The 25,817-nt window shown below is 54.7% G+C and carries 22 protein-coding genes and 3 pseudogenes; 20 read left to right on the top strand and 5 right to left on the bottom strand.

All coding sequences use genetic code 11. The features are described 5' to 3' along the window. The first annotated feature begins 10 nt into the window (after positions 1 to 10). The 4 genes from rfbB to rfbC all read left to right on the top strand — a co-directional run bounded on the left by rfbB (position 11) and on the right by rfbC (position 3,478). Entirely contained in the window at positions 11 to 1,081 is a 1,071-nt protein-coding gene (gene rfbB, locus O987_RS24255) for a dTDP-glucose 4,6-dehydratase (protein ID WP_043375296.1), read from the top strand. Next, entirely contained in the window at positions 1,078 to 1,983 is a 906-nt protein-coding gene (gene rfbD, locus O987_RS24250) for a dTDP-4-dehydrorhamnose reductase (protein ID WP_043375293.1), read from the top strand. The genes rfbB and rfbD overlap by 4 nt, the downstream gene beginning before the upstream one ends. Positions 1,984 to 2,045: 62 nt before the next feature. Further along, positions 2,046 to 2,930: a glucose-1-phosphate thymidylyltransferase RfbA gene (gene rfbA, locus O987_RS24245; RefSeq protein WP_043375291.1), complete on the top strand. Its 885-nt coding sequence runs from the start codon at positions 2,046 to 2,048 to the stop codon at positions 2,928 to 2,930. Next, positions 2,927 to 3,478 carry a dTDP-4-dehydrorhamnose 3,5-epimerase gene (rfbC, locus tag O987_RS24240; protein WP_043375288.1) on the top strand — a complete coding sequence of 184 codons (552 nt, stop codon included), beginning with the start codon at positions 2,927 to 2,929 and terminating at the stop codon, positions 3,476 to 3,478. The genes rfbA and rfbC overlap by 4 nt, the downstream gene beginning before the upstream one ends. Here rfbC and O987_RS24235 read toward each other — a convergent pair. Continuing rightward, positions 3,475 to 4,341: a LysR substrate-binding domain-containing protein gene (locus tag O987_RS24235; protein WP_043375286.1), complete on the bottom strand. Its 867-nt coding sequence runs from the start codon at positions 4,339 to 4,341 to the stop codon at positions 3,475 to 3,477. The genes rfbC and O987_RS24235 overlap by 4 nt on opposite strands. Positions 4,342 to 4,687: 346 nt before the next feature. On the opposite strand from O987_RS24235, the gene O987_RS24230 reads away from it, so the two are divergent. The 4 genes and pseudogenes from O987_RS24230 (at position 4,688) to O987_RS24215 (ending at position 9,970) form a co-directional block, all read left to right on the top strand. Continuing rightward, complete coding sequence (locus O987_RS24230) at positions 4,688 to 5,737, top strand: putative 2-aminoethylphosphonate ABC transporter substrate-binding protein (protein ID WP_043375283.1); 1,050 nt, start codon at positions 4,688 to 4,690, stop codon at positions 5,735 to 5,737. A 179-nt stretch (positions 5,738 to 5,916) separates the two neighbouring features. Beyond that, positions 5,917 to 6,993, top strand: coding sequence for an ABC transporter ATP-binding protein (locus O987_RS24225; RefSeq protein ID WP_043375281.1), 1,077 nt, complete (start codon positions 5,917 to 5,919; stop codon positions 6,991 to 6,993). Positions 6,994 to 6,995: 2 nt separating this feature from the next. Further along, on the top strand, positions 6,996 to 8,756 hold the full coding sequence (locus O987_RS24220; protein WP_043376951.1) for a putative 2-aminoethylphosphonate ABC transporter permease subunit: 1,761 nt from the start codon (positions 6,996 to 6,998) through the stop codon (positions 8,754 to 8,756). A gap of 97 nt (positions 8,757 to 8,853) precedes the next feature. Then, positions 8,854 to 9,970, top strand: a pseudogene (locus O987_RS24215) (TIGR03364 family FAD-dependent oxidoreductase). A gap of 141 nt (positions 9,971 to 10,111) precedes the next feature. On the opposite strand, the gene O987_RS24210 reads toward O987_RS24215, so the two are convergent. The 3 genes from O987_RS24210 to O987_RS24200 all read right to left on the bottom strand — a co-directional run bounded on the left by O987_RS24210 (position 10,112) and on the right by O987_RS24200 (position 12,817). Then, positions 10,112 to 11,206, bottom strand: a complete 1,095-nt coding sequence (locus tag O987_RS24210) for a TFIIB-type zinc ribbon-containing protein (protein WP_043375278.1) — start codon at positions 11,204 to 11,206, stop codon at positions 10,112 to 10,114. Positions 11,207 to 11,294: 88 nt separating this feature from the next. Next, positions 11,295 to 11,678 carry a bleomycin resistance protein gene (locus O987_RS24205; RefSeq protein WP_043375275.1) on the bottom strand — a complete coding sequence of 128 codons (384 nt, stop codon included), beginning with the start codon at positions 11,676 to 11,678 and terminating at the stop codon, positions 11,295 to 11,297. 29 nt (positions 11,679 to 11,707) lie between these two features. Next, the gene (locus O987_RS24200; protein ID WP_043375273.1) at positions 11,708 to 12,817 is read right to left on the bottom strand and encodes an SPFH and helix-turn-helix domain-containing protein; all 1,110 of its coding nucleotides are present in this window, start codon (positions 12,815 to 12,817) and stop codon (positions 11,708 to 11,710) included. 390 nt (positions 12,818 to 13,207) lie between these two features. Between O987_RS24200 and glyQ the strand changes: the two genes are divergently transcribed. The 11 genes from glyQ (at position 13,208) to O987_RS24155 (ending at position 24,795) form a co-directional block, all read left to right on the top strand. Further along, positions 13,208 to 14,146, top strand: coding sequence for a glycine--tRNA ligase subunit alpha (gene glyQ / locus O987_RS24195; protein WP_003051022.1), 939 nt, complete (start codon positions 13,208 to 13,210; stop codon positions 14,144 to 14,146). Positions 14,147 to 14,243: 97 nt separating this feature from the next. Continuing rightward, positions 14,244 to 16,358 (top strand): glycine--tRNA ligase subunit beta, encoded by a 2,115-nt coding sequence (gene glyS, locus O987_RS24190; protein ID WP_043375271.1) that lies wholly within the window; start codon positions 14,244 to 14,246, stop codon positions 16,356 to 16,358. Between the two features lie 198 nt (positions 16,359 to 16,556). Beyond that, positions 16,557 to 16,958, top strand: a complete 402-nt coding sequence (locus O987_RS24185; RefSeq protein ID WP_043375270.1) for a sugar 3,4-ketoisomerase — start codon at positions 16,557 to 16,559, stop codon at positions 16,956 to 16,958. Continuing rightward, positions 16,955 to 17,419, top strand: coding sequence for an acyltransferase (locus tag O987_RS28520; protein WP_080731601.1), 465 nt, complete (start codon positions 16,955 to 16,957; stop codon positions 17,417 to 17,419). The genes O987_RS24185 and O987_RS28520 overlap by 4 nt, the downstream gene beginning before the upstream one ends. Beyond that, positions 17,416 to 18,522: a DegT/DnrJ/EryC1/StrS family aminotransferase gene (locus O987_RS24180; protein ID WP_043375267.1), complete on the top strand. Its 1,107-nt coding sequence runs from the start codon at positions 17,416 to 17,418 to the stop codon at positions 18,520 to 18,522. The genes O987_RS28520 and O987_RS24180 overlap by 4 nt, the downstream gene beginning before the upstream one ends. Then, positions 18,519 to 19,778, top strand: coding sequence for an O-antigen translocase (locus tag O987_RS24175; protein ID WP_043375265.1), 1,260 nt, complete (start codon positions 18,519 to 18,521; stop codon positions 19,776 to 19,778). The genes O987_RS24180 and O987_RS24175 overlap by 4 nt, the downstream gene beginning before the upstream one ends. Beyond that, entirely contained in the window at positions 19,775 to 20,707 is a 933-nt protein-coding gene (locus tag O987_RS24170; protein WP_051962254.1) for a glycosyltransferase family 2 protein, read from the top strand. The genes O987_RS24175 and O987_RS24170 overlap by 4 nt, the downstream gene beginning before the upstream one ends. Next, the gene (locus tag O987_RS24165) at positions 20,700 to 21,989 is read left to right on the top strand and encodes a hypothetical protein (protein ID WP_144244972.1); all 1,290 of its coding nucleotides are present in this window, start codon (positions 20,700 to 20,702) and stop codon (positions 21,987 to 21,989) included. The genes O987_RS24170 and O987_RS24165 overlap by 8 nt, the downstream gene beginning before the upstream one ends. Continuing rightward, positions 21,986 to 23,077 carry a glycosyltransferase gene (locus tag O987_RS24160; RefSeq protein ID WP_144244971.1) on the top strand — a complete coding sequence of 364 codons (1,092 nt, stop codon included), beginning with the start codon at positions 21,986 to 21,988 and terminating at the stop codon, positions 23,075 to 23,077. The genes O987_RS24165 and O987_RS24160 overlap by 4 nt, the downstream gene beginning before the upstream one ends. Further along, positions 23,074 to 23,982 (top strand): NAD-dependent epimerase/dehydratase family protein, encoded by a 909-nt coding sequence (locus tag O987_RS28515; protein ID WP_144244970.1) that lies wholly within the window; start codon positions 23,074 to 23,076, stop codon positions 23,980 to 23,982. The genes O987_RS24160 and O987_RS28515 overlap by 4 nt, the downstream gene beginning before the upstream one ends. Positions 23,983 to 23,994: 12 nt before the next feature. Beyond that, positions 23,995 to 24,795: a glycosyltransferase family 2 protein gene (locus O987_RS24155; RefSeq protein ID WP_043375258.1), complete on the top strand. Its 801-nt coding sequence runs from the start codon at positions 23,995 to 23,997 to the stop codon at positions 24,793 to 24,795. 169 nt (positions 24,796 to 24,964) lie between these two features. Here the strand turns inward: O987_RS24155 and O987_RS28990 are convergent. Beyond that, positions 24,965 to 25,090 (bottom strand): annotated as a pseudogene (locus tag O987_RS28990) (IS5/IS1182 family transposase); the annotation flags it as partial. 59 nt (positions 25,091 to 25,149) lie between these two features. On the opposite strand from O987_RS28990, the pseudogene O987_RS24150 reads away from it, so the two are divergent. Next, positions 25,150 to 25,801, top strand: a pseudogene (locus O987_RS24150) (integrase); the annotation flags it as partial. Positions 25,802 to 25,817 lie beyond the last annotated feature (16 nt).

Genomic DNA, 25,817 nt, shown 5'->3' with positions numbered 1-25,817 from the left:
GGCTGTTTCCATGATTTTTGTAACCGGCGGTGCAGGCTTTATCGGCGCCAACTTTGTTCTCGACTGGCTGGCACATGTGGATGAGCCCGTGGTCAATATCGACAAGCTGACCTATGCGGGAAATCTCGAGAATCTGGCCAGCCTGAACGGCGATGCCCGCCATGTGTTTGTGCAGGCCGATATCGGCGACAGCGCCAAGCTTCCGCAATTGCTGGCGCAGCACCAGCCTCGCGCCGTGGTGAACTTTGCGGCCGAGTCGCATGTGGATCGCTCCATTCATGGTTCCGAGGATTTCATCCAGACCAATGTGGTGGGCACTTTCCGCCTGCTGGAAGCGGTACGCGCCTATTGGCATGGTCTGCAAGGCGAGGCCAAGTCCGGCTTCCGCTTTTTGCATGTCTCTACCGACGAGGTCTATGGCACGCTGGCGCCGACCGATCCAGCGTTTACCGAAGAGCACAATTACGAGCCCAACAGCCCGTACTCGGCCAGCAAGGCAGCCAGCGACCATCTGGTGCGGGCCTGGCATCACACCTACGGCTTGCCGGTGCTGACGACCAATTGCAGCAACAACTACGGCCCGCTGCATTTCCCGGAAAAGCTGATCCCGCTGGTCATTGTCAATGCGCTGGCGGGCAAGCCGCTGCCCATCTACGGCGACGGCATGCAGGTGCGTGACTGGCTCTATGTGCGCGACCATTGCAGCGCCATCCGCCGTGTTCTCGAGGCTGGCCAGTTGGGCGAGACCTATAACGTGGGCGGCTGGAACGAGAAGGCCAATATCGATATCGTCAAGACCGTGTGCAGCTTGCTCGACGAGTTGCGCCCGCGCGCCGACGGCAAGACCTATGCCGAGCAGATCACCTATGTGACCGACCGTCCCGGCCATGATCGCCGCTATGCGATCGATGCACGCAAGCTGGAACGCGAGCTGGGCTGGAAGCCTGCCGAGACCTTCGAGACCGGCATTCGCAAGACCGTGCAGTGGTATCTGGCCAACCCCGAGTGGGTGGCCCATGTGCAGTCCGGCGCCTACCGCGACTGGGTGCAGAAGCAGTACACCGACGAGGCTTCGGCATGAAGCTGCTGCTGCTGGGCAAGAACGGTCAGGTCGGCTGGGAGCTGCAGCGCAGTCTCGCGCCTTTGGGCGAGGTGATTGCGCTGGATCGCCAGAGCGTGAATGTGGATGGAAACAGCCTGTGCGGCGATGTCGGCGATCTGCAGACGCTGGCGCAGACCATTCGCAGCGTGCGCCCGGATGTGATCGTCAATGCCGCAGCGCATACGGCGGTGGACAAGGCCGAGGGCGAGCCGGATCTGGCTTGGCGCCTGAACGCGGAGGCGCCCGAAGTCATGGCGCTCGAAGCCAAAAGCCTGGGCGCCCTGCTGGTGCACTACAGCACCGACTATGTCTTCGACGGCTCCGGCAGTGTGGCACGCAAGGAGGGCGATGCGACGGGGCCGCTATCGGTCTATGGCCGCACCAAACTTGAAGGCGAGCAGCGGATAGCGGCCACAAACTGCCGTCATCTGATTTTTCGCACCAGCTGGGTCTATGCGGCGCGTGGTGGCAATTTTGCCAAGACCATGTTGCGTCTGGCGCAGGAGCGGGAAGCGCTCAGCGTGATCAACGATCAATGGGGCGCGCCGACCGGCGCCGATCTGATCGCCGATGTCACGGCCCATGCCGTGCGCCATATGAGCGCTCATGAAGGCGATGGCGGTCTCTACCATCTGGTTGCGTCAGGAGAGACCAACTGGCATGCCTATGCCAGCCATGTGATCGAGCGCGCCCAAAGCCTGCGCCCCGATCAGGACTGGAAGGTGCAAAGCATTGCCGTTGTGCCGACCACGGCCTTCCCGACACCGGCCGTGCGACCCTTGAACTCGCGTCTGGATACACAAAAGCTGCAAGCGGCCATGCAACTGCATCTGCCTGCATGGCAGCATGGCGTGGAGCGCATGCTGCGCGAGATTCTCTAATTTTCAAAACCTCGCTTCAAACGCTTATCGGTAAAGCGCTGGAAGCTTTTTATTGATTCATCATGACGACAAAGCGCAAAGGCATCATTCTGGCTGGCGGCTCCGGTACTCGTTTGCACCCCGCCACGCTGGCCATCAGCAAGCAGCTGCTGCCGATCTACGACAAGCCCATGATCTACTATCCGCTGAGCACGCTGATGCTGGCGGGCATCCGGGACATTCTGATCATCAGCACGCCGCAGGATACGCCGCGCTTCGAGCAGTTGCTGGGCGATGGCAGCCAGTGGGGCCTGAACCTTCAGTATGAGGTGCAGCCCAGCCCGGATGGCCTGGCCCAGGCCTTCCTGATTGGCGAGAAATTCCTCGACGGCGCTCCCAGTGCCCTGGTGCTGGGTGACAATATTTTTTATGGTCATGATTTCCCGCGCCTGTTAAAGGATGCGGACGCCAAGGAGCACGGTGCGACGGTATTTGCTTATCACGTGCAAGATCCTGAGCGTTATGGCGTTGCTGAATTCGATGCCAAGGGACAGGTGCTCTCTCTGGAAGAAAAGCCTGTGGTTGCGAAGTCCAACTATGCCGTCACAGGGCTCTACTTTTACGATGCCCGTGTGGTGGAGCTTGCCAAGTCTGTCAAGCCATCGCCAAGAGGTGAACTGGAAATCACGGATCTGAACAAGATTTATCTGGCGGATGGCGCCTTGAATGTGCAAGTGATGCGCCGTGGTTATGCGTGGCTGGATACCGGTACGCATGATAGTTTGCTCGAGGCAGGCCAGTTTATTGCAACCCTGGAACAAAGGCAGGGCCTGAAGGTTTCTTGCCCTGAGGAAATAGCTTTTCGCTCGGGCTGGATTGATGCTCTGCAAATGGAAAAACTGGCGCAGCCACTTTTAAAGAATGGATATGGGAAATATTTGATGCACTGCTTGAATAGTGTCCTATGAAAGTAACTGAACTGAAGCTTTCTGGACTCATGCTCATTGAGCCTCGATTGTTTCTTGATGATCGCGGATTTTTTTTCGAAAGCTTCAGTCAACGGGAGTTCGAGGCCGAAACAGGCTCCCAAGTTGATTTTGTGCAAGACAACCACAGCCGGAGCCTTCGGGGAGTCTTGAGGGGCCTGCATTATCAAATGCCTTCATCCTCCCAAGGAAAGCTGGTGCGGGTCGTACGAGGTTCAGTCTGGGATGTCGCTGTAGATATCCGGAAAAGCTCAAAAACTTTTGGCCAATGGGTTGGTCAGTTGTTGACAGAAGAAAATCATTTGCAGATGTGGATCCCTCCGGGGTTTGCGCATGGGTTTGTGACTCTTAGCGATTCGGCAGAATATCTGTATAAGACCACAGGCTACTACGATCGCAGTGCCGAGCGTGGCATAGCCTGGAACGACCCCGACATTGGCATCGAGTGGCCCCAGCTCGATATCGCTTTTTCCTTGTCCGAAAAGGACAGGAATCAGCCCGCATTCAAGCGGGCCGAACTGTTCGACTAGCGCTTTCTTGATTCGGCCATCTGCAGAAACGGCTGGATCAGTTGCGCATCGCATCGCTCGCGCAGGCAGTACAGGTATTCGGGCAGACAGGGCACCTCGCCTTTCAGATCAAGCACGACGAGGTCCGGGTGGGCCGATGCTTCGTGCCGCGCAAAAATGCTGATGCCCATCTGGCGGATCACGGCTTCGCGTATGGATTCGCGGCTGGCAATTTCCAGAATCCGCTGTGGGCTGACCTGGGCGGCTTCCAGCATCTGCTCGGTCATCTGCCGGGTCATGGAGCCGCGCTCGCGCAGGATCAGCGTGTTCTTCGCCAGATCCCTGATATCGACGGACTTCTGCCCGGCCAGCGCATGCTGCCGGTGCACGACCAGGGCCAGCGGGTCGCGCCCCAGCTCCAGGCGCAGCAGGCGCGGGTCGGTGTCCAGATGCGATGAGGTTGCCAGATCCACCTGGTACTCGGCCAGCGCCTGAATCATCTGGCGCGAATTGCCATTGACGATGCTGACCTCCACCAGTGCGTATTGCTGCTGATAGCGCTTGACAATGTCCAGTACATAGTAGGGTGCGGTGGCGCCTATGCGCAGCTGGCCCTGGTTGACATGGCCCGACTGGCGCAGCGCCGATTCGATCTGGGCCGACTGCAGCAGCAGCTTCTCTATCCCGGGCAGCAGCTTCAGGCCCGCATCGGTGATGGCCAGCCTTCCGCTCTGGCGCGTGAACAGCTCGACCTCATATTGCTCCTCCAAGGCCTTGATCTGCGCCGTGACCGTGGGCTGGCTCAGCCCCAGCTGGCGCGCAGCTTGCGTGATGCTTCCGAGACGGGCGACCCAGAAAAAGGATTTGAGCTGTGTGGCAAACATGACCAAGTCTTCAAGAAAGCGGTCCCCGGATTTCAACATGAACGCTGCAGCCGGCAATGCAGATGGATTGCTTTGATTTCAATAGCTTCTTACGCTTATATGTGTTTGTATTTGGATGGTTTTATATATAAATATGAGACAGATAAAGCGAAATATGCTTTTGAATCAATAGCATTTCGGTGGCGAACACTGGTGCGGTGCGCTGACTACAAAGTTTGCTGATGACATCCTTGGCAGATTTCAGTTCTGTGACACCAGCGTTTCATAGTGAGTTTCTACAGTTCCCTCATGTCGCAAATGACCGCGTTGGTCAGGCGGCAAAGATCAATCCAAGGGACTGTTATCCATGCGTCACGCTTTTGCACCCGCCACTCGCCGCTTCACCTTGAGCGCTTTTGCCACGGTTGCCACGGCCTTGTTGGGCCTGGCTTCCGCCGCCCAGGCCAGGACCGATCTGCTGGTGTATTCGGCCCTGGAGGCCGACCAGATCAAGGCCTATAAAGCGGCTTTTGAAAAAGCCCACCCCGAGATCGAGCTGAAGTTCGTGCGTGACAGCACAGGCATCATCACCGCCCGCCTGCTGGCCGAAAAAGCCAATCCCCAGGCCGATGTGATCTGGGGCGTGGCCGCCACTTCGCTGATGCTGCTGGACAAGCAAGGCATGCTGCGGCCCTATGCGCCCAGGAACCTGGCCAGGGTGCGCTCCAGCATGCGCGATGCAGCAGCCACGCCGAGCTGGGTGGGCATGGATCTGTGGTCGTCGGCCGTCTGCTTCAACACCGTGGAAGGCCACAAGCGCAAGCTGCCCACGCCTGCGAGCTGGGCCGACCTGACCAGGCCCGAGTTCAAGGGCGCGATCACCATGCCCCACCCGGCGTCCAGCGGCACGGGCTATCTGATGGTGGCCGCCTGGCTGCAGATGATGGGCGAGGACAAGGGCTGGGCCTATATGGATGCGCTGCACCAGAACATCGGCGTCTACACGCACAGTGGCTCCAAGCCCTGCCGCCAGGCCGGCGCGGGCGAGTTTCCCGTGGGCCTGAGCTTTGAATACCGCGCCAACAAGACCAAGAAGGATGGCGCGCCCATCGACATCGTCTTCCCCCGGGAAGGCCTGGGCTGGGATGTGGAAGCCACGGCCATTCTGAAGACCAGCAAAAAGCAGGAGGCCGCCAAGGTCCTGGCCGACTGGGCGGTGACGCCCGATGCCAACAAGCTCTACGCCGCCAACTTCGCCGTCCTAGCATTGCCTGAGGCCCAGGAAAAGCACGAGTTCATTCCGGCCGATCTGGAAAAGCGCCTGGCCAGAAACGACTTCAACTGGGCAGCGGCCAATCGCGATCGGATTCTTTCCGAATGGAGCCGCCGCTATGAAGCCAAGGCGGAGAAGAAGTAACACCCCCTGAGGCGCTTCGCCTTGGCGGCGCCGCGCCTTCCCCCTCTCTGGCGCTGCGCGCTGGAGGGGGACACTGCCCTCGCTGCGGGGCGGCCCTTGCTCGGCAGTTCTGAGCTGGGTCAGCGCCAGTTCTACGCAGCAGGTCTCTGAAATTTTTTGCACGTTGAAAGTGATTGCAGATGCTGCGCATAGACCATATTGCCAAGCAGTACAAGGAAACGCCGGTGCTGCGCGACATTGACCTGTTGGTGGAGGGGGGCGAGTTCGTCAGCCTGCTGGGCCCATCGGGCTGCGGCAAGACGACGCTGCTGCGTATTCTGTGCGGCATCGAGCAGGCCGATGCGGGCTGCATTGTGTTTCAGGGCGAGGACATCACACGCTGGCCCGCCGCGCGCCGGGGCTTTGGCGTGGTGTTCCAGAGCTACGCACTGTTTCCGAACCTGACGGCGGCCCAGAACGTGGCTTTCGGCCTCAAGGGCCAACCCGTGGCGCAGGTGCAGGCCCGGGTGCAGGAGATGCTGGCTCTGGTAGGCCTGGGCGCGCAGGCGCAGCGCTACCCGGCGCAATTGTCGGGCGGCCAGCAGCAGCGCATTGCGCTGGCCCGCGCACTGGCGCCGAGCCCGCGTCTGCTGTTGCTGGACGAGCCGCTGTCCGCACTGGATGCCCAGGTGCGCACCGAGCTGCGCAGTGAAATCCGCCAGTTGCAGCGTCAACTGGGCATTGCCTGCGTGATGGTCACGCACGACCAGGAAGAGGCGCTCTCCATGGCAGACCGCGTGGTGCTGATGCACCAGGGGCGTATCGAGCAGCAGGGCTCGCCCGAGCAGCTCTACGCCGAGCCGGTCAGCCACTTTGCGGCCGGTTTTGTGGGCCGCATGAATTTGCTGCCCGCCGTGGCCGAGTCGGGCGATGCGGTGCGCGTGGGCGAGGGGAGGCTTGAATGCTGCACTGCCGGCTTTGAGGCCGGTGATGACTTGCTGGTGGGCGTGAGGCCCGAGAGCGTGGTGCTGCACCCGGCCCAGCCCGCAGCACTGCCCAATCTGTTCCGGGCGCGGGTGGTCGAGACCTCGTTCCTGGGCTCGCTGGTGCTGGTGCGCGTGTTCAGTCCCACGCTGCAATGCCAGATCGATGTGCAATGGCCGCTGCGCCATGACGCGCGTCTGCCCGACTGGCTGCAGGGCGAGGTGCTGGTTGAGTTGCCGGCTGCTGCGCTGCAGTCGCTGGCAGCACCCGAGCTTCTGCGAAAGGCGGCATGAGCATGGATGCCTCTTCTTCTGCGCTGCCCGTGGGGAGCTATGCGCCCGCAGCGGCATCGTGCCAGCAACACAGCATCAGCCCTGCGGCGCCACGGAAAACGCGATTCTTCCATTGGGAAAAGCTCTGGCTGGGCGCGCTGGTGCTGGGCCTGCTGGGCGCGCTGCTGGTGGCCATTGCACTGCCCGTGGGAGCGCTGCTGGGCCGCAGCTTTGTGTCGGCCGATGGCAAGTTCTCGGGCCTGGCCCAGTACCTCGCCTACGCGCAAATGCCGGGCGTAGGCCAGTCACTGTTCAACAGCCTGTGGCTGTCGGCCGTCAGCAGCACCTTGTGTGTGGCCCTGGCCTATGGCTATGCCTATGGCGTGATGCGCAGCTGCATGCCGCTGGCCAGGTTCTTTCGCGCGATCGCCCTGGTGCCTCTGCTGGCGCCGTCGCTGCTCTTGGCCATCAGCCTGATCTATCTTTTTGGCGCACAGGGTCTGCTCAAGAGCTGGTTGGCGGGCGGCACGGCCTACGGCCCGTTTGGCATCATTCTTGGCTCGGTGCTGTGGACGTTTCCGCATGCGCTGATGATTCTGTGCACCACGCTGGCCTCGGGCGATGCGCGCCTGTATGAGGCCGCCGCCACGCTGGGCGCGGGCCGCTGGCGCAGCTTCTGTCAGGTCACGCTGCCAGCCAGCCGTTACGGGCTGATGATTGCCTGGTTTGTGGTGTTCGTTCTGGTGGTGACTGACTTTGGCGTGCCCAAGGTGATTGGTGGCAACACGCAGATGCTGGCCACCGATATCTACAAGCAGGTGATTGGCCAGCAAAACCTGTCCATGGGTGCCGTGGTGGCCATGCTGCTGCTGGTGCCTGCGGGCCTGGCCTTTGCTGCCGAGCGCCATTTGCGTGTCCGGCAGGCCGCTGCCATGAGCGTGCGGGCCGTGCCTCTGGTGCCGCAGCCCTGCGCGGTGCTCGACCGCGCGCTGCTGGTGTATTGCAGCCTGATGGCTTTGGCGCTGCTGGCGATGATGGGCATGGCCGTGCTGGCATCCCTGGTCAGCTTCTGGCCCTACAACCTGAGCCTGAGCTTCAAGCACTACCAGTTCGACATGATGGACGGCGGCGGCTGGGCCAGTTACGCCAACTCGCTGACCATGGCCGCGGCCACGGCAGTGACCGGTGCGTTGCTGAGCTTTCTGAGCGCCTATCTGGTGGCCAGGCCCACAGGCTGGGTGCGCGCGCGCCAGTGGCTGCACGCGGTGGCCACGCTGCCCATGGCGGTGCCAGGGCTGGCGCTGGGTCTGGGCTATATCCTGTTCTTCAATGCGGGCGGCAATCCGCTGCACTTTCTGTATGGATCCATGGGCATTCTGGTGCTGTGCTCGGTGGCGCATTTCTTCTCGGTGGCACACATCACCCAGCTCACCGCCTTGCAGCAACTGGACGCCGAATACGAGCGCGTGGCCGATTCCATGGGCGTGCCGTTCTGGACGCTGCTGTGGCGTGTGCATCTGCCCGTGTGCCTGCCTGCGGTGATGCAGGTAGCGGGCTACTTCTTCGTGAATGCCATGACCACGGTGTCGGCAGTGGTCTTCTTGTACTCGCCCGAAACCACACTGGCCTCGGTGGCCGTGCTGGCCATGGATGACGCAGGCGACATTGCTCCCGCCGCCGCCATGGCCACGCTGATCTTTGCCACTGCAGCCGCGGGTCGCCTGCTGATTGCGCTGCTGGATGCCTGGCTGCAGCGGCGTACCCAGCACTGGCGCCAGCGCTGAGGACTTTCTCCACATCACTTGATTCCCTGAACGTCTCTCGCTGCATCGCTCTGGCGCTGCGGCAGGGACTTGGCTTGTCTGCTTTTTCTGTAACGCTATGAAAAACTACGATCTGATCGTCGTCGGCGCCGGCATTGTCGGCCTGGCGCATGCCTATACCGCTGCCACGCGCGGCCGCTCCGTGCTGGTGATAGAGCGCGACGGCGCCTGCCTGGGCGCCTCGATTCGCAACTTTGGCTTTGTCACCATCACGGGGCAGCGCGCCGGCTCCCATTGGCGGCGCGCCATGCGCTCACGCGATGTCTGGGCCGAGATTGCCCCCAAGGCCGGAATCGATGTCGTGCATGCCGGACTGTGGCTGACGGCGCGCCGTCCTGCGGCTGCTGCTGTGCTTGAAGCCTTTATGCACACCGAAATGGGCGCAGATTGTGAGCTGCTGACGCCAGCCCAGGCCGCAGCGCGCCATTCGGCGCTGCGCACCGACGGGCTGCAATCCGTGCTCTACAGCCCGTATGAGCTGCGCGTGGAGTCGCGCACCGCCATCCCGCAACTGGCCCTGTGGCTGCAGCAGACGCTTGGAGTGGATTTCGCCTATAGCGAAAGCGTGACGGAAGTGGCAACCCCGCGCGTCACCACCTCGCGAGGTACTTACCATGCCGAACGTGTGGTGGTCTGCAACAACGCCGATCAGGGGGGGGCTGTTCGCCAGCGAATGGACTGATCACAAAGTGCAGCTGTGCCAGTTGCAGATGTTGCGCGTGCAGCCGCAAGCAGGCTTCAAGCTCGAAGGATCGGTCATGGGGGATCTGAGCCTGGTGCGCTACGAGGGCTATAGCGCGCTGCCCGAAGCCGCTGCACTGCGCGCTCAGCTGGAACTTGAGGAGGCGCAAAGCCTGAAGCACGGCATCCACCTGATTGCCGTGCAAAGCGCCGACGGCTCGCTGGTGGTGGGCGATTCGCACCACTACGGCAGCGCGCCCCAGCCTTTTGCCAGCGAAGCCGTCGACCAGCTCATGCTGCGCCATATGCACGAGGCGCTGCATATCGACAAGGCCCAGGTTGTGGAGCGCTGGACGGGTATCTACCCTTCCAGTGCCGAAGCCCCTTGTTTTGTCAAAGCGCCCGATGCCGCGACACGCGTGGTTGCGGTGACCAGCGGCTCGGGAGCGAGCACGGCGTTTGGTCTGGCCGAGGAAGTCTGGGGAAATTGGTAGTCACCCCCTGAATAGCCCCACCTAGGCGGCCCCACCGCCTCCCCCTCTCTCGCTACGCGGTAGGGGGGCGGCACCATCGCTGCGGGGCGGCGCGGCCGGCTCAGGTCCTTGCTCGGTGTCTCTGGCAGGTATGGCAGGCGATCACTGCTGCACAAACAGCGGTGCAATCAGCACCAACAGCAAGATCACGGCCAGTACGGCAAACATGATCTTGACCCAGCTGTAAGGCCGCTCGCCCGCAATCTGGCCGGTATAGCCATTGGCCACGATCTGGTAGGTCTTGCTGCCATAGGTGTAGCCGACCAGCCAGACCGGCACCAGCGTGTGCTTGAAGCTGCGCCCCGAGTATTGGCGCTGGACCTGCAGATTGCGCTGCGTGTCGCCCGGCACCTCACGCGAGCACATGCTGCGCAGCTGGTTGTCCATGTCCTCCTCGTTGATCCTGGCAGCCTTGGAGAGGTCCACCTGGTAGCGCTCCACCGTCCAGCCTCGCACGAACTCCGGGCTGTAGGGCTTGAGGTCGGTGGTGGTCGGGAAGGGCTCCACCTGGCGCAGCAGATGGGCCTGCACGCCCACGGTGCCGGGCACCAGCTCATCGTCGAAGAAATGCTGCAAGCTGCCCGATGCCGGCTCCCAGCGCACATGCTGGACCTGGCGGGTCTGCAGATTGCCGTTGCCGTCGCGATAGGACTCGGTGGTGTAGTAGTAATAGCCGGCCTCTGCCCACCACTGTGCGCTGGCATGGGCGTCAAAGGTCCAATAGGGCAGATAGACGCCGTGCAGCGTGTCCGTCAGCGCGGCGCTCTTGAGCTTGCTGGGTGCAAACCAGCGGCTGCCATACCACTGGCGGATCTTGTCGCGAATCTGGCCGTCGCTGATCTTGAACGGCAGAATGCTCTGCGGCGTGATGGCGTCGCTGCGCTCCTCATGGGCGACGATGGCCGGCGAGCCGCAGAAGTCGCAGCGCTGGGCCACGTTCTTGCCGAGAAACACCGAGATGGCGCGGCAGTTCTGGCACTGCACCTCGTAGCGCTCGTCCGAGCCCCAACCGCGACCGCTGGCCGGGTTGCGCAAGGCCTCGGCCAGATCCTGCTCCACCACGGCGCGTCCCAGCTCGGGCTGTGTCTGCTCGCTCCAGGGAACGACGGTGCCGCAGTATGGGCATTTGAGCGACTGGGCCTTGGCATTCCACTCCAGATTGCCGCCGCATTCGGGGCAGACATGCTTGCCCACCATGGAGGGGGGCGCAGTCTCGGAGACAGGGGTGAATGCAGATCCGGAAGAGCGAGAGGAAGAAGCGGGTGTGGCCACGGCAAAAACGGGGTCAGGCGGCAGCAGCGGCTGGATGAGTTTCGTAGAAGGTCACGCAGTTGCCATCCTCGTCGAGAAGACTGAATTCCTGGGTGCCCCAAGGCTGCTGGCGCAGACCGCCGTTGGGGTGAACTGCATTCTCGGCCAGACACTGCGCATGCAGGGCGGCAATTCCCGCCACCTGGATACGGCAGCTGGTCTGCCTGGGAATCTCCGGGTCCTGGCAGGCCCAGAAATGCAGCTCCAGTCCACTCAGCGAGACGATGGCGTACTCGCCGGGCTGGGCGTGAACGGTTCTGGCGCCCAGCACGCGGGCGTAGAAAGCCACGGTGCGCGCCATGTCCAGCGATGCCAGCACCGGAGTGGTGCTGATGAAAACCGGTTTGTGTTCATTCATGACGTGCACCCGATGCCATGGGTTGCGGATCAGCCGCGCAGGAATTCGTCCAGCGCAACCTGGGCGATGCGCCACTGGCTGCCGATCTGGCGGGCCTTGAGGTTGCCGGCCTGGATTTCGGCCAGTACATCGGCTTCGGCCACGCCCAGCACCTGGGCCGCCTGGGCGGGAGTCAGCACCTGCAGGCCGGCCGAGGCCGGGGCTGCAGGCGTCTGGGCGGCTTGGGCTGCAGCCGGCGAAAAGGGGTCTGCCACTGCAGCGGCTGGCGTGCCTGCCGCACCGCCGCCCTGCATGCCCTTCATCATTTCCTGGGCCATGCCGAAGCCCATGGCCATGGTGGCCGGAATGGTGGCTGCGGCAGCGCCTTCGCCGCCGTTGGCCATGGCCTGGCCCATCTGGTACTTCACATAGTCGTTGAGGTTGCCGATGGCGCCCATGCTGGAGCGCTTGTCGATGGCCTGCTCCACTTCGGGCGGCACGGAAACGTTTTCCAGCAGGAAGCTGGTGATTTCCAGGCCGTATTTCTCGCTGACGGCCGGGTTGATGAGCTGCAGCAGCGCGTCGCCCAGCTCGCTGTAGCGCTGGGCCACGTCGAGTGCCGGTACCTGGGCCTTGGCCAGGGCTTCGGAGAAGATGCTGACAATGCGCGAGCGCATGGTGTCGGCAAACTCGTCGATGCGGAAGTTCTGGTCCGTGCCCGCCACTTCCTTGAGGAACAGGGCGGCGTTGGTGATGCGGAAGTCATAGGTACCGAAGGCGCGCAGACGGATCACGCCAAAGTCCTTGTCGCGCATCATGATGGGGTTGGAGGTGCCCCATTTGTTGCCCGTGAACAAGCGCGTGTTGATGTAGTAGACATCGCACTTGAAGGGAGAGTTGAAGCCGTACTTCCAGCCGCGCAGCGTGGACAGGATCGGGATGTTCTGCGTGGTCAGCAGATAGCGGCCCGGGTTGAACAGGTCTGCGAACTGGCCTTCGGAGACGAACTGCACCTGCTGCGACTCACGCACGATGAGCTGGGCGCCGTTCTTGATTTCCTTGTCTTCATCAGGCCAGCGATACGACAGCGTGTCGCGCGAATCATCGGTCCATTCGATGATTTCGATCAGTTGCTTGGTGATGATTTTCATGAAATCCATGACGTGCTCCGAAAGAGGATGACGGGAAAGGAATCATTCTAGGAGGCAAACCGCAGCGGCCGGTTCCGTGATGCATGGCAGTTGCGCGGAAATTGTTAAAAAGTGAGCGCATAGCGCATGCCATACAACAGTTTTAGCATCGATTGACGCTGTATTTGCCTGTCCACGGGTGGTAAGTGCTAGCGTTTTGATTTCCACAGTTTGAAATCACCGGCTGGAGCCCTTTCGTGAAAGTGCCTGCTGTGGGGCCGCGCAGACAGACTACGTCCGTGATCAGTGGCACAGACTTAGAATCTACCGCTTATGCGGTCGATACCGCCCAGAACACCTCTTAATGAAGATGCCGCCCGCAATCGCCAGTGATTGCAGACGCGCGAACGTATACAAGTCATGCTGACCTTCCAACAAATCATTCTGAAACTGCAGTCCTACTGGGCCGAACAGGGCTGTGCATTGCTCCAGCCCTATGACATGGAAGTCGGCGCCGGCACTTCGCACACCGCGACCTTTCTGCGCGCCATCGGCCCCGAGCCCTGGAAGGCCGCCTATGTGCAGCCCAGCCGTCGTCCCAAGGACGGTCGCTACGGCGAGAACCCCAACCGCCTGCAGCACTACTACCAGTTCCAGGTGGTGCTCAAGCCCGCACCCGACAATATTCTCGAGCTCTACCTGGGCTCGCTCGAAGCCCTGGGCTTCGATCTGAAGAAAAACGACATCCGCTTTGTCGAGGACGACTGGGAGAACCCCACGCTGGGCGCCTGGGGTCTGGGCTGGGAAGTCTGGCTCAACGGCATGGAGGTGACCCAGTTCACCTACTTCCAGCAGGTCGCCGGCATCGACTGCAAGCCCGCCACGGGCGAGATCACTTACGGCCTGGAACGCCTGGCCATGTATCTGCAGGGCAAGGAATCGGTGTACGACCTGGTCTATACCGACGGCCTGTCCTATGGCGACGTGTTCCACCAGAACGAAGTGGAGCAGTCCACCTACAACTTCGAGCATTCGAATGCCGAGTTCCTGTTCAGCGCCTTTGCGGCCCATGAAGGCACGGCCAATCAGCTGATCGACGCCCAGCTGGCGCTGCCCGCCTATGAGCAGGTGCTCAAGGCCGCCCATACCTTCAACCTGCTGGACGCCCGTGGCGCCATCTCGGTGACTGAGCGCGCTGCCTATATCGGCCGCATCCGCAACCTGGCCCGTGCCGTGGGCAAGAGCTATCTGGACAGCCGTGCACGTCTGGGCTTCCCCATGGCTTCCAAGGCCCATGCCGACGAGGTGCTGGCAGAACTGGCCAAGGCCGCAGAGCAGGCAGCCAAGAAAGCCGCCTGAACCTGCCTGAGCCGCTTTCACGCTACCACCGTCCCATATTCCAAAATTTCAGCAGCCAGCCTTGATCTGACAAGCGCTGACTGCTATCAGAATCATCATGAACGCATCGAATCTACTGGTTGAACTGTTTGTCGAAGAGCTGCCTCCCAAGGCGCTGCAAAAGCTGGGTGACGCTTTTGCTGCCGTCATCTTCGAGCAGCTCAAGGCCCAGGGACTGCTGGCATCGACCGAGTCGCGCCTGACGGCCTACGCCTCTCCCCGCCGCCTGGCCGTGCACATCACCGAAGTGCTGCCCCAGGCCGAAGACAAGGCGGTCTCGCAAAAGCTGATGCCAGTCTCCGTGGCGCTGGATGCCGAGGGCAAGCCCACGGCTGCACTGCTGAAAAAGCTGGCGGCCCTGGGTGCCGACGAATCCGCTGTGGCCGCTCTGAAGCGCCAGGGCGAAGGCAAGGCCGAAGCCCTGTTCTACGAATCCACGGCCAAGGGCGTGCTGCTGACCGATGGCGTGCAAAAGGCTCTGGACGAAGCGCTGGCCAAGCTGCCCATCCCCAAGGTCATGCGCTACCAGTTGCAGGACGGCTGGACCAGCGTGCACTTTGTGCGTCCGGCCCACGGTCTGGTCGTGCTGCATGGCACCCAGGTGCTGATCGGCGTGAAGGCCCTGGGCCTGACGGCCGGTGCCGCCACCCATGGTCACCGCTTTGAAGCCGCTGTGGACCCCGTGGTCATCCAGAACGCCGACAGCTATGCCGAGCAACTGCGCGAAGAGGGTGCCGTGATCGCCAGCTTCACCGAGCGTCGTGCCGATATTGCCCGCCAACTGCAGGCAGCTGCCGAGCGCATTGGCGGCGGCGTGATCCCCATCGACGACCCGGCCCTGCTGGACGAGGTGACGGCCCTGGTCGAGCGCCCCAACGTGCTGGTCTGCGAATTCGAGAAGGAATTCCTGGCCGTGCCCCAGGAATGCCTGATCCTGACCATGAAGGCCAATCAGAAGTACTTCCCGCTGCTGGACGCCAACGGCAAGCTGACTCACCAGTTCCTGATCGTCAGCAACATCCAGCCCCAGGACGCTTCGGCCGTGGTCGGCGGCAACGAGCGTGTGGTGCGCCCGCGTCTGGCCGACGCCAAGTTCTTCTTCGACCAGGACCGCAAAAAGACCCTGGCCAGCCGCGTCGAGCAACTGGACAAGGTGGTCTACCACAACAAGCTGGGCACGCAGGGCGAACGCATCGCCCGCGTACGCGCTATCGCCAAGAGCATTGCCCAGCAACTGGGTAACTCCGAGCTGAGCCGTCTGGCCGATCAGGCAGCCATGCTGGCCAAGACCGATCTGGTCACCGACATGGTGGGCGAGTTCCCCGAGCTGCAAGGCATCATGGGCCGCTACTACGCCCAGAACGACGGCCTGGATGTGGCCGTGGCCGACGCCATCGAAGACCACTACAAGCCCCGCTTTGCCGGCGACGAACTGCCGCGCGGCGATGTTGGCGTGATCGTGGCCCTGGCCGACAAGCTCGAAACCCTGGTCGGCATGTTCGGCATCGGCAACCTGCCCACCGGCGACCGCGATCCTTTCGCCCTGCGCCGTCATGCGCTGGGCGTGATCCGCATGCTGGTCGAAAAGGATCTGGAGCTGGATCTGGAAACCCTGCTGGTCAGCACCTTGCCCGCTTTCGGCGACAAGATCCAGGACGCTACGCCCCAACTGGTCGAATTCATCTACGACCGCCTCGCCAATATGTTCCGCGAACAAGGCTATAGCGCCCAGGAAGTGGAAGCCGTGCTGGCCCTGCAGCCCCAGCGCCTGTCCGACGTGCAAAAGCGCCTGGAAGCCGTGCGTGCCTTTGCGACCCTGCCAGAAGCTCCAGCCCTGGCGGCGGCCAACAAGCGCGTGGGTAACATTCTGAAGAAGGCCGAAGCTGACGTTCAGCCCCAGGTGAACGACGCGCTGCTGCTGGAACAGGCCGAAAAAGACCTGTATGCGGTGCTGCAGCAGGTGGCACCGAAAGCTCAGCAACAGTTTGCAGCAGGTGATTACACCGCCAGCCTGCAAACCCTGGCAGCATTGCGTGCTTCGGTCGATGCGTTCTTCGAACAAGTCATGGTCAATGCGGAAGATCCAGCCCTCAAGGCCAATCGACTGGGTTTGCTGGCCGCCTTACATGAGACGGTGAACCGGGTTGCGGATCTTTCGCGATTGGCAATGTAAGCAAGATACAGAACAGCTCTTGCGCAGTGGGCAATCTTTCTGATTTTGCAGGCAGAAAGTGGGTCCTCTGTGCATCAGTGAACGGCAACTCTTTTCGCAAAGCCTATTTGTCACTGTCATGACGCTAGAAAAAAGTATGTCTGTCTAGTGCGAATCAGGCATGGCTTTGAATCATCGTTTTTTAACTAGGCCCACTGCATGTCACTCATTCACTGGACTCATTTCCCCCCGCTGGGCGACGATCGGGGCTCTTTGGTTGCGTTAGAGGGCAAAAAAACCGTCCCTTTTGCCATCCAGCGTGTGTATTACCTGTTTGGTACCAAGTCGGGTGTTTCTCGTGGCTTTCACGCTCACAAAAAGCTGCAACAAGTGGCTGTTTGCGTGACAGGCCGCTGTCGCATGGTGTTGGACGATGGCAAAGAGCGCGAAGAAGTGTGGCTGGATTCGCCCACCACAGGTCTGCTGATCGGCAATATGATTTGGCGAGAGATGCACGACTTTAGCCCTGACTGCGTATTGCTGGTTTTGGCGAGCGAGCATTATGACGAGGCGGATTACATTCGGAATTATGAAGATTTCATAAGGTTTGCCAGAAAATGACCGTCTCGATTCATCCTCTGTCAGATGTAAAATCCACAGCGATTGGTAAAAACACTCGTATATGGCAATATTCTGTCATTTTTGAAAATGCACAACTGGGTGAGGGCTGTAATATCTGCGCTCATACTCTGGTTGAGTCTGATGTGATCATTGGCAACAATGTGACAGTTAAATCTGGTGTTTATATTTGGGATGGGACCCGCATTGAGGACAATGTGTTTCTAGGTCCAAACGCGACGCTAACCAATGATCCAATGCCACGTTCAAAACAGTATCCAGAAAGATTTTCGGGGATCACTCTGAAAAGAGGATGCAGCATTGGTGCCAATGCAACAATCCTTCCTGGTATTACGATTGGTGAAAATTCCATGGTTGGTGCTGGTGCTGTCGTCACCAAAGATGTTCCAGCCAATACTGTTGTGGCTGGTAATCCTGCAAAAATTATTCGTTATCTGAAATGACCCCCTTTCTTGACCTTCAAGCTATTAATGCACAATACCGTGCTGAGTTGATTGCTGCCTGTACCCGTGTCATTGACTCCGGCTGGTACATTGGTGGCAAAGAACTCAGCCAGTTTGAACAGGAGTTCTCCGCGTATTGTGGCAGCGGGCATTGCATTGGGGTGGCCAATGGCCTGGATGCACTAATCCTCACCTTGCGTGCCTGGTTGGAAATGGGGCGCTTGCAGCCCGGTGACGAAGTTATTGTGCCTGCCAATACCTATATCGCCAGTATTCTCGCCATCAGTGCCAATGGCTTGACCCCGGTTCTGGTAGAGCCCAACGCTGCCAGCTTCAACCTCTGCCCTGTCAATGCGAGGGCTGCAATTACAAACAAGACCCGTGTAATCTTGCCCGTGCATCTGTATGGCCAGTTGGCTGATATGCCCGCCATCATGACTCTGGCACACGAGTATGGTCTATTGGTTTTGGAGGATGCAGCTCAGGCTCATGGGGCAGCCATTGGAGGAAAAAAGGCCGGTAGCTGGGGTGATGCCGCAGGCTTTAGCTTTTATCCCGGAAAAAACCTGGGTGCCCTGGGTGATGCTGGTGCCATCACCACTCATGATGCCGATCTTGCGCAAACACTGCGAGCCCTGCGCAACTATGGAAGCCATGAGAAGTACAAGAACCTGTTCAAGGGGGTAAACAGCCGCTTGGACGAAATCCAGGCAGCCATGCTGCGTATCAAGCTGCAGCATTTGGAGCTGGAAACGCAAAATCGGCGAATGATTGCGCGTGTTTATCTTGAAAATATCCGTAATCCTGCTGTCCAATTGCCGCAGCTTACAAGCGACGAGCAGCATGTATGGCATTTGTTCGTCGTCCGCACGAGCCAACGCGATGCTCTACAAAAATATCTGGCGGAACAAGGCATTCAAACGCTGGTTCACTATCCGATCCCGCCACATCAGCAGCAGGCTTATCAAGAGTGGAATGCACGAAGCTATCCGTTGACGGAAGGCTTGCACCAAGAAGTAATCAGCTTGCCTATGGGGCCAACGCTCAGCCAGTTGGAGGCACTGCGAGTGGTTGCTGCGGTAAATGACTTTACCCCCACATGACACTGATCAAAACAAGTTTGCTCAATGCCATTGCGGTGGTAATAAAGATGCTCACAATGTTGGGCATCAATAAAATACTTGCGGTTTACGTTGGCCCTTCAGGCTATGCGGCATTAGGACAATTCCAAAATGCGGTGCAGATGATTACCACATTTGCCAGCGGGGCAGTTAATACCGGAGTTACGAAATACACAGCGGAATATTTTCAAGATCAAGATAAGCAGATTTCGCTCTGGAGAACTGCCGGAACAATATCTATTGTAGGCACCCTGGTTAGCTCCATATTGATAATATCTTTCAGTAAATTCTTGGCTGAGTGGTTTTTAAAAGACAAGAGTTTCTACAGTGTTTTTATCTATTTTTCTTTGACATTGGTTTTTTTTGTTTTCAACTCTCTGTTCATGGCTATTATTAATGGAAAAAAGGAAATTTTTCATTATGTCGTGGCTAATATTTCCGGAAGCATCTTTTCACTGGTTATTACTGGGATTCTGGTAAATAGGTTTGGCATTTATGGTGCATTGGTATCGTTGGCTGTGTACCAGTCATTTTCTTTTTTTGTGACTTTTTTCATTATATGTAAAAGAAAATGGTTTCACATTAGCTATGTATTGGGGCGGGTCGACAAGGGAATCGCTATAAATTTGTCGAAGTTCACCGCAATGGCCTTGGTCTCTGCCGTATGCGTTCCACTTAGTCATATATTTATAAGAGATTATTTGGGAAAGTCTTTAGGCGCCGATGCTGCTGGATTCTGGGAGGCAATGTGGCGATTGAGTGGCGCGTACTTGTTGCTAGTAACGACTACGTTGAGTGTTTATTATCTTCCAAAACTTTCTGAGCTGTCATCGACCTCCCGAATAAGAAATGAAATTCTTTATGGGTTTAAGCTGATTGTCCCGCTGGCTGCAATTTCAGGATTTGTTATTTATCTTCTAAGAGAATTTATAATTCTTTTCTTGTTCACGAAGAATTTTTTGCCAATGAGTGAGCTTTTCGCGTGGCAAATGTTCGGCGATGCTTTGAAGATCTGTTCATGGATAATTTCCTACTTGATGCTGAGTAAAGCAATGGTGAGAATCTATATATGTACAGAAATTATGTTTTCTATTTTTTTCTATGTTCTTGTCTATCTTTTTGTGGAGTATTTTGGATTAAAAGGTGCTGCAATGGCTCATGCGGCAAATTACGGGGTTTACCTGCTGGTCATGTATAAATTGGTGTTTGCTGAATTAAGGAAAGATGCTGCGCAATGATCCCATCAATAACCGTTGCTGTCATCGCATTTAATTCTGAAAAGACAATTGAAGAGACACTCAATAGCATTGCTGCGCAGAATTTTCCGCTTGAGAAGGTTGAGCTCATTATTTCCGATGATCACTCGACCGATGGGACATTGGATATTGTTCTGAAATGGGCTAAAGCGCACAAGGATTTATTCTCTGAATTCATTGTTATTGAGAGCTCAATGAATCATGGTGTATCAGCAAATTTTAATAGAGCGGCAAAGAAAGCAACTGGTGATTGGTTTAAGGTAATTGCTGCCGATGATTTGCTGAAGGAGGATTGTTTATCAAGGAATATAGCTTTTATCAAAGCTAATCCTGACGCAAAAATTGTGTTTTCCGGGATGCTCAAGTTCTCTGGATCAATTGAGAACAGTGTTGAGTTGCCATTCGATGCGGACTTCTTTGCGAGAAACGCGAAGAATCAGAATGAAATTCTGAAAGATGGCTGTCATATTTATGCACCTACATCTTTTATTAAGAGAGAGTCTTTGAGAGATGTCGGATATGCGGATGAACGCTTTCCCATGCTCGAAGACTATCCACTTTGGTATAAGTTGACGAAAAATGGCGAAAAACTTTACGCATATAAAGAGCCTACTGTTTACTATAGAGCTGGCGATAGCTTATCCCAGCAATCAGATCGAATTGGCAGTATTTCTTATATTTCATCACTATATTCGTTTCAGAGAACTTGTATTTGGCCTGATCTTTCGACGCGCGATTTTCTTAAAAAATGGGATGATTTCATTCTGTATAAAGAGAAGTTCATTGGAATAAAATTTTTTAGAAATAAAAGAGAAACGCCATATAAAATTTTCAGGGGTGTATTGTTTATTTTTAGACCCCATAGAATTTATACATATCTATCAAGATTTTTGAGAAAAGAATATGTTTGAATTCTTTCTGACTTCTGTTGTATTTCTATTTTCACTGCTTCTTCTCAATCGGCGTGTTCGAATTTTATCAACTCGGCCATCTGTGCTGGGTTTTACCATAATCATCACTGTACTTGTACAAATTATTCCAGGAATAATTCTGGTTTCTTTGTTTGAGTATCCAATGAGCTACGGAGTTCATGATTCTATTTCTGCGAGTACGAGGATTTTTACCTTGTGGTATACGCTAGGATCTCTGGCTATACTATTTTTTTCTTTATGGGTGGTAACTCTATTCGTTGATCTGGATGTTGACTTCTCAAAAGCACTAGCAAATAAGCAGATTGCTTATGTGGTTTTTCTTCTTGCGCTTTTGGTTATTTTCATAAAGGTTGCCTCTGTAGGTGATATTCCCTTATTGACGGCATTAAGAGGCGATGGGGAGTTGGCAGCTCTGCAAAAGGCGAGAATCCTTCGAGGAGATGTCGGGGCAGGTGGATTCGTAATTGGTTATTTATTTGTTTATTTTCCATATGTCGCTCTGGTGTATCTATTTTTGGCCAGAAGCCAGAAAAAGGTGGAGCGATGGTTGTTTCTGGCATATTTGGTGCTGATTGCATTTTATTCTCTATACGATCTTCAAAAATATAAATTTGGCTTCCTGGTATTGATGCTGATGCTTCTAAGAATATATTTCTACGGTATGAATACGTGGAGAATTTTCCTTGCTTCTGTATTGATAATAATTTCGTTATTCCTTTCTTTCTATTTGTTAGGCGATTTGCCACTTGATGAAATATTAAATGCAATCGCCTCGAGGCTATTTATTGGCCAAATGGAGGGTTCATATATGATCTATGAATCTCTGGTTCCGGACTTTTCTAGACTACTTTACGGGATGCCAATGGCATTCTTGTTTGGCGATCGTTCCGTGATGGATCCCGCAGCTGAAGTTATTGGTATATTTTTCCCTGATGCTGGAGAGGCATGGGTTAATTCAAATACCTATGTTCTAGCGCATGCGTGGAGTATTTTTGGATTATCCGCCATTTTTATAATGCCATTGATCGTTGCAGGAAATGTCATGGCATTCGCATTTCTTCGGAATGTTTTTTCTAAATTTATTGGTGGATTATCTTTGTCGATTTATTTTGTGTTGATAATGACGCTGCAGCTGAATAATGATTTTTCTTTTTTCTTGTATTTTAAGTCTATAGTGGCATTTTGTGTTCTGGGTGTTTTTTCCGTAGCTCTTATTTCATTTGCAAGAGTATTTAAAAATAGATTGAGGAGACAGCAGTGAATATTTTAAATATTGTTGGCAATGATATTGAACTGGGAAATGGTATTGGTAGACTTATTCCTGAAATGATTCAGATGCAGAATAAGTATTCTGAAAAAATTGATTCAAGCCTTTTGTTATTGAAAAAGCAGAATATAGATTTTGATTTCAAGTATTATTTCTTTGATGATGTAAATCTGAAACCTGACTTTTATCGATCATTTGATTTGGTTATTTTTCACGGTGTGTACTTTTGGGACTTCTTGGCAATAGCTTCTTTGCTTAAAAAGAATAAAATTCCCTATTGCATAAAGCCGCATTCGAGCTTTATGCGAATTGCCCAAGAAAAATCGTGGCTGAAGAAGACTGTAGCTAATTTTTTATTTTTTGATAGATTTATAAATCACTCTAATGGAATAATTTATACAAATAAGGATGAAGAAGTTAACTCGAAGTTTTATGGAGTTAAGAAATTTATAGAAGCTAATGGAATAGATTTCCCTTACGAAGATCCAGTGCGTGATGTTAATCAGTATGAAAAGAAGAAGAGATTTATCTATCTTTCAAGAATTGATTTTAACCATAAGGGCATTGACGTATTGCTTGAGGCACTGAAGATTCTGCATGCAAGGGGCTTTTCAGATCAGTATGAATTTAGATTCTATGGAAAAGGAAGCTTGGAAGATGAGCGGAGACTAGAGCAATCCTTGAAAGGGATAGGGAGCCCTTCCTTGAGATTCTACGGTCCTTGCTATGGTGAAGAAAAAATCGCAGCCTTTAAGGAAAGTGATGTTTTCGTCCTAACGTCAAGATATGAAGGTTTTCCCATGGCACTATTGGAAGCCATGCACCAGAGACTTCCATGCTTGGTAACTCCTGGAACTAATATTTCAGAGATAGTAGCTAATTTTGATGTTGGCTGGTTGGTGGATTTTAAGGCTGAAAAGATTGCAGATGGGTTTGAAAAGATAATAAAAGAATCGCATGCTCAAATTTTGAAGAAAGGGGAGAATGCGAGAGCCTATGTCCTCAATAAACATGATTGGAAAACTCTGATTGGAGAGTCAGAAGATACCTATCAGAATATTATTCAAGGAGGTTCATCTTGAAAACGGTCATGTTATTTGGTGGTGCTGGATTTATTGGAAAGAATATAGCGAAAACGCTTTTGAATTTAAACTTCAAAGTTGTTATATTTGATCGAAGTGATCCAGAACTTGAGCATGAGCGGTTGGTATATGTAAATGGATCTCTCGGGGATTTGGATACTTTGAGGGATGCTCTCAAGGAACATTCAGTTCTTGAATTTGTCTACTTGGTCAATAATATACCTGTTAATGCAGGTGGTGTGAATATTGATGATTTGCTGGAGATAAATAAAAAATCTATTGAGATAATATATCAATATGTGAATAGATTGGTTTTTTTCTCATCAGGTGGCAGGGTTTATGGTCAAGGTAGTCTTGCTCACAGTGAGGAAGATGCATTGATTCCAATATGCGCATATGGAACGTCTAAGGTTATTCTGGAAGAATTCATACTGGACTTGTCGGCTAAGAATAATAAGAAGACCTTAATTTTAAGGCCATCAAATCCATACGGGCCTTATCAGAATATATACGGAAACCAAGGGCTTATTTCTATAATTCTCGGAAATATAATTTCCGGAAAAAAAATAGAAATTTGGGGAAGTGGGGATGAGGTTAGAGACTATATTTATATTGATGACTTATGCCTGATGTTTTTGAATTTATTTTTGGCAGAAGAATTGCCTCATCATATCTATAACATTGGGTCAGGACGAGGGTGTAGCACCAATCAGATCGTCGACATCTGTGTTGCTCTGAATGATAGCTTTAAGCCAAATATTGTTCATAAAGAAGCTACTAATCTTGTAAGAAAAAATATATTGAATATAGGACGATATACGTCTATTTTTTCTGAGCCGGAATTTATTCCAATCGATAGAGGTATTAAGGAATACTATCATTTCCTTTTGCGTATGAAAATTTGATGAAATATCAAAATGTCCTTTGATAATATTTCTAGACCGTTGGTATCGGTTATTACACCTGCATTTAATTCTGAAAGTTATATCAATGAGGCTATAGACTCAGTCTTGTCCCAAACCTACAAAGAGATTGAGCTAATTGTGGTGGATGACTGTTCATCAGACGGAACTCAGTCAATTGTTGAAGAATATATTCGATTTGATGATAGAGTTAAATATGTTCGGATGCAAAATAACTGTGGAGTTGCGGAGGCAAGAAATAGTGGAATTAGATTGGCCAAGGGGCGTTTTATAGCTTTTCTCGATAGTGACGATATCTGGTATCCTCAAAAGATAGAGCGACAAATAGAATTTATGCGGGAGATGAAAGCCTCATTGATTTTTTGCGCATACGAGAAAATAAATGAGCATGGAGATGTGTTTGGAGTGGTTTCTGTCCCAGCTAAAGTTGAATATTCTCAGCTTTTGAAAACTTGCGTTATAGGATGCCTGACGGCTATGTATGATGTAGATAAGCTCGGGAAAGTTTATATGCCGCTCAACACGCGTAGAGAAGATTTCGCTACCTGGCTGTCAATACTCAAAAAGATCGATTATGCGTTTGGATCTCAAGAAGTTTTGGCGAAATATAGAGTTTACTCTTTACAAAGTTCTTCAAAGAAGATGAAGATGGCTGCTGAGAATTGGAATTTGTATCGAAAAATTGAGAAACTAGGGTTATTGAAGTCTGCTTATTATTTCTCTCACTATGCTGTAAAAGGAGTTTTTAGAACAAGGTTCCCAAAGTTGGCAAAATTGATGGGTTTTCTGGATTGACATTCATTGTCGGGTTGTGGATTAATTAAGTTATTTTTGAAGCCATTCTTGTTTTTTAAGAGATTTTTCTTCACCTGCTTCTTTCTTGTTTCAATGACTCTTTCTATAAAGACTGGCGCTGTTGCATAAATCAGCCTCAGGTCAGACCTCCCCCAACCCCCAAACATGGCTATGCCACAGCCACCGTTTGCGGACAGCCCAGTTCAGTGAAGCGATTGAGAATGGCGGCTCCGATGTGCAGTTCGTTGGCCTGGTGCTCGAAGGTTCTAGACCTGATCCGCTCGCCCAGGCGCTTAGATGTACGGTCCCAGGAAGTCATGGTGCATTCTTCAGCCTGGAACAGGAGAAAGCACTATGGCAACCCGCCGGCATGGCAGCGCCCGCACAACGCCGCGTATCCGCGCAGAACTCCAGCGAGCGACCGGATCCCATCGGTCCTTGGCCAAGCTCTATGGCCTCAACCCCAAGACCGTGGCCAAGTGGCGTGCGCGCACCTCGGTGCTCGATGAGCCCATGGGTCCTCGGGACACAGCGAGACAGCATCTTTCCCAGGAGCAAGAACACCTGGCGATTGCATTACGCAAGCAAGGGCATCTGTCGCTGGACGATCTCATGGGGCAGATCCTGGAGACAGCCGCCTTGCATCGATGCCTGCAGCGTCACGGAATCAGTCGACAGCCCGCAACGCAGTTGCCACGAAGGCACGGAAAGTTTGAAGAAACGACGCTGGGCTTCGTGCACATCGACAGCGCCGAAATGAAGGTCTCCAGCGGCAGACAGCGCATGCTCGTCGCCATAGACCGCATCACAAAATTCACGCATGTTGCGTTCTTTGACAGGGCCACGAAAGCCAACGCAGCGCAGTTCCTTCGGCAGGGGCCTGTGGCCTTCCCGTACCGCATACATACCGTTCTGACGGTCAACGGCATGGCATCTACGGGACAAGAACGCTTCAGAGGCGGCGTCATCGACACATGCATCGTGTCACATCTTCGAGCGCATCTGTGTATTGACCCAGTGAA

It is taken from the genome of Comamonas testosteroni TK102 (genome assembly GCF_000739375.1).
Classification (GTDB): Bacteria; Pseudomonadota; Gammaproteobacteria; order Burkholderiales; family Burkholderiaceae_C; genus Comamonas; species Comamonas brasiliensis.
This window is presented reverse-complemented; position numbering and strand designations above follow the sequence as displayed.

Excerpts from the sequence above, each read along its gene's own strand:
- rfbB (WP_043375296.1), top strand. The coding sequence starts at position 11 with ATGATTTTTGTAACCGGCGGTGCAGGCTTTATCGGCGCCAACTTTGTT.
- rfbD (WP_043375293.1), top strand. The coding sequence starts at position 1,078 with ATGAAGCTGCTGCTGCTGGGCAAGAACGGTCAGGTCGGCTGGGAGCTG.
- rfbA (WP_043375291.1), top strand. The coding sequence starts at position 2,046 with ATGACGACAAAGCGCAAAGGCATCATTCTGGCTGGCGGCTCCGGTACT.
- rfbC (WP_043375288.1), top strand. The coding sequence starts at position 2,927 with ATGAAAGTAACTGAACTGAAGCTTTCTGGACTCATGCTCATTGAGCCT.
- O987_RS24235 (WP_043375286.1), bottom strand. The coding sequence starts at position 4,341 with ATGTTTGCCACACAGCTCAAATCCTTTTTCTGGGTCGCCCGTCTCGGA.
- O987_RS24230 (WP_043375283.1), top strand. The coding sequence starts at position 4,688 with ATGCGTCACGCTTTTGCACCCGCCACTCGCCGCTTCACCTTGAGCGCT.
- O987_RS24225 (WP_043375281.1), top strand. The coding sequence starts at position 5,917 with ATGCTGCGCATAGACCATATTGCCAAGCAGTACAAGGAAACGCCGGTG.
- O987_RS24220 (WP_043376951.1), top strand. The coding sequence starts at position 6,996 with ATGGATGCCTCTTCTTCTGCGCTGCCCGTGGGGAGCTATGCGCCCGCA.
- O987_RS24210 (WP_043375278.1), bottom strand. The coding sequence starts at position 11,206 with ATGGTGGGCAAGCATGTCTGCCCCGAATGCGGCGGCAATCTGGAGTGG.
- O987_RS24205 (WP_043375275.1), bottom strand. The coding sequence starts at position 11,678 with ATGAATGAACACAAACCGGTTTTCATCAGCACCACTCCGGTGCTGGCA.
- O987_RS24200 (WP_043375273.1), bottom strand. The coding sequence starts at position 12,817 with ATGGATTTCATGAAAATCATCACCAAGCAACTGATCGAAATCATCGAA.
- glyQ (WP_003051022.1), top strand. The coding sequence starts at position 13,208 with ATGCTGACCTTCCAACAAATCATTCTGAAACTGCAGTCCTACTGGGCC.
- glyS (WP_043375271.1), top strand. The coding sequence starts at position 14,244 with ATGAACGCATCGAATCTACTGGTTGAACTGTTTGTCGAAGAGCTGCCT.
- O987_RS24185 (WP_043375270.1), top strand. The coding sequence starts at position 16,557 with ATGTCACTCATTCACTGGACTCATTTCCCCCCGCTGGGCGACGATCGG.
- O987_RS28520 (WP_080731601.1), top strand. The coding sequence starts at position 16,955 with ATGACCGTCTCGATTCATCCTCTGTCAGATGTAAAATCCACAGCGATT.
- O987_RS24180 (WP_043375267.1), top strand. The coding sequence starts at position 17,416 with ATGACCCCCTTTCTTGACCTTCAAGCTATTAATGCACAATACCGTGCT.
- O987_RS24175 (WP_043375265.1), top strand. The coding sequence starts at position 18,519 with ATGACACTGATCAAAACAAGTTTGCTCAATGCCATTGCGGTGGTAATA.
- O987_RS24170 (WP_051962254.1), top strand. The coding sequence starts at position 19,775 with ATGATCCCATCAATAACCGTTGCTGTCATCGCATTTAATTCTGAAAAG.
- O987_RS24165 (WP_144244972.1), top strand. The coding sequence starts at position 20,700 with ATGTTTGAATTCTTTCTGACTTCTGTTGTATTTCTATTTTCACTGCTT.
- O987_RS24155 (WP_043375258.1), top strand. The coding sequence starts at position 23,995 with ATGTCCTTTGATAATATTTCTAGACCGTTGGTATCGGTTATTACACCT.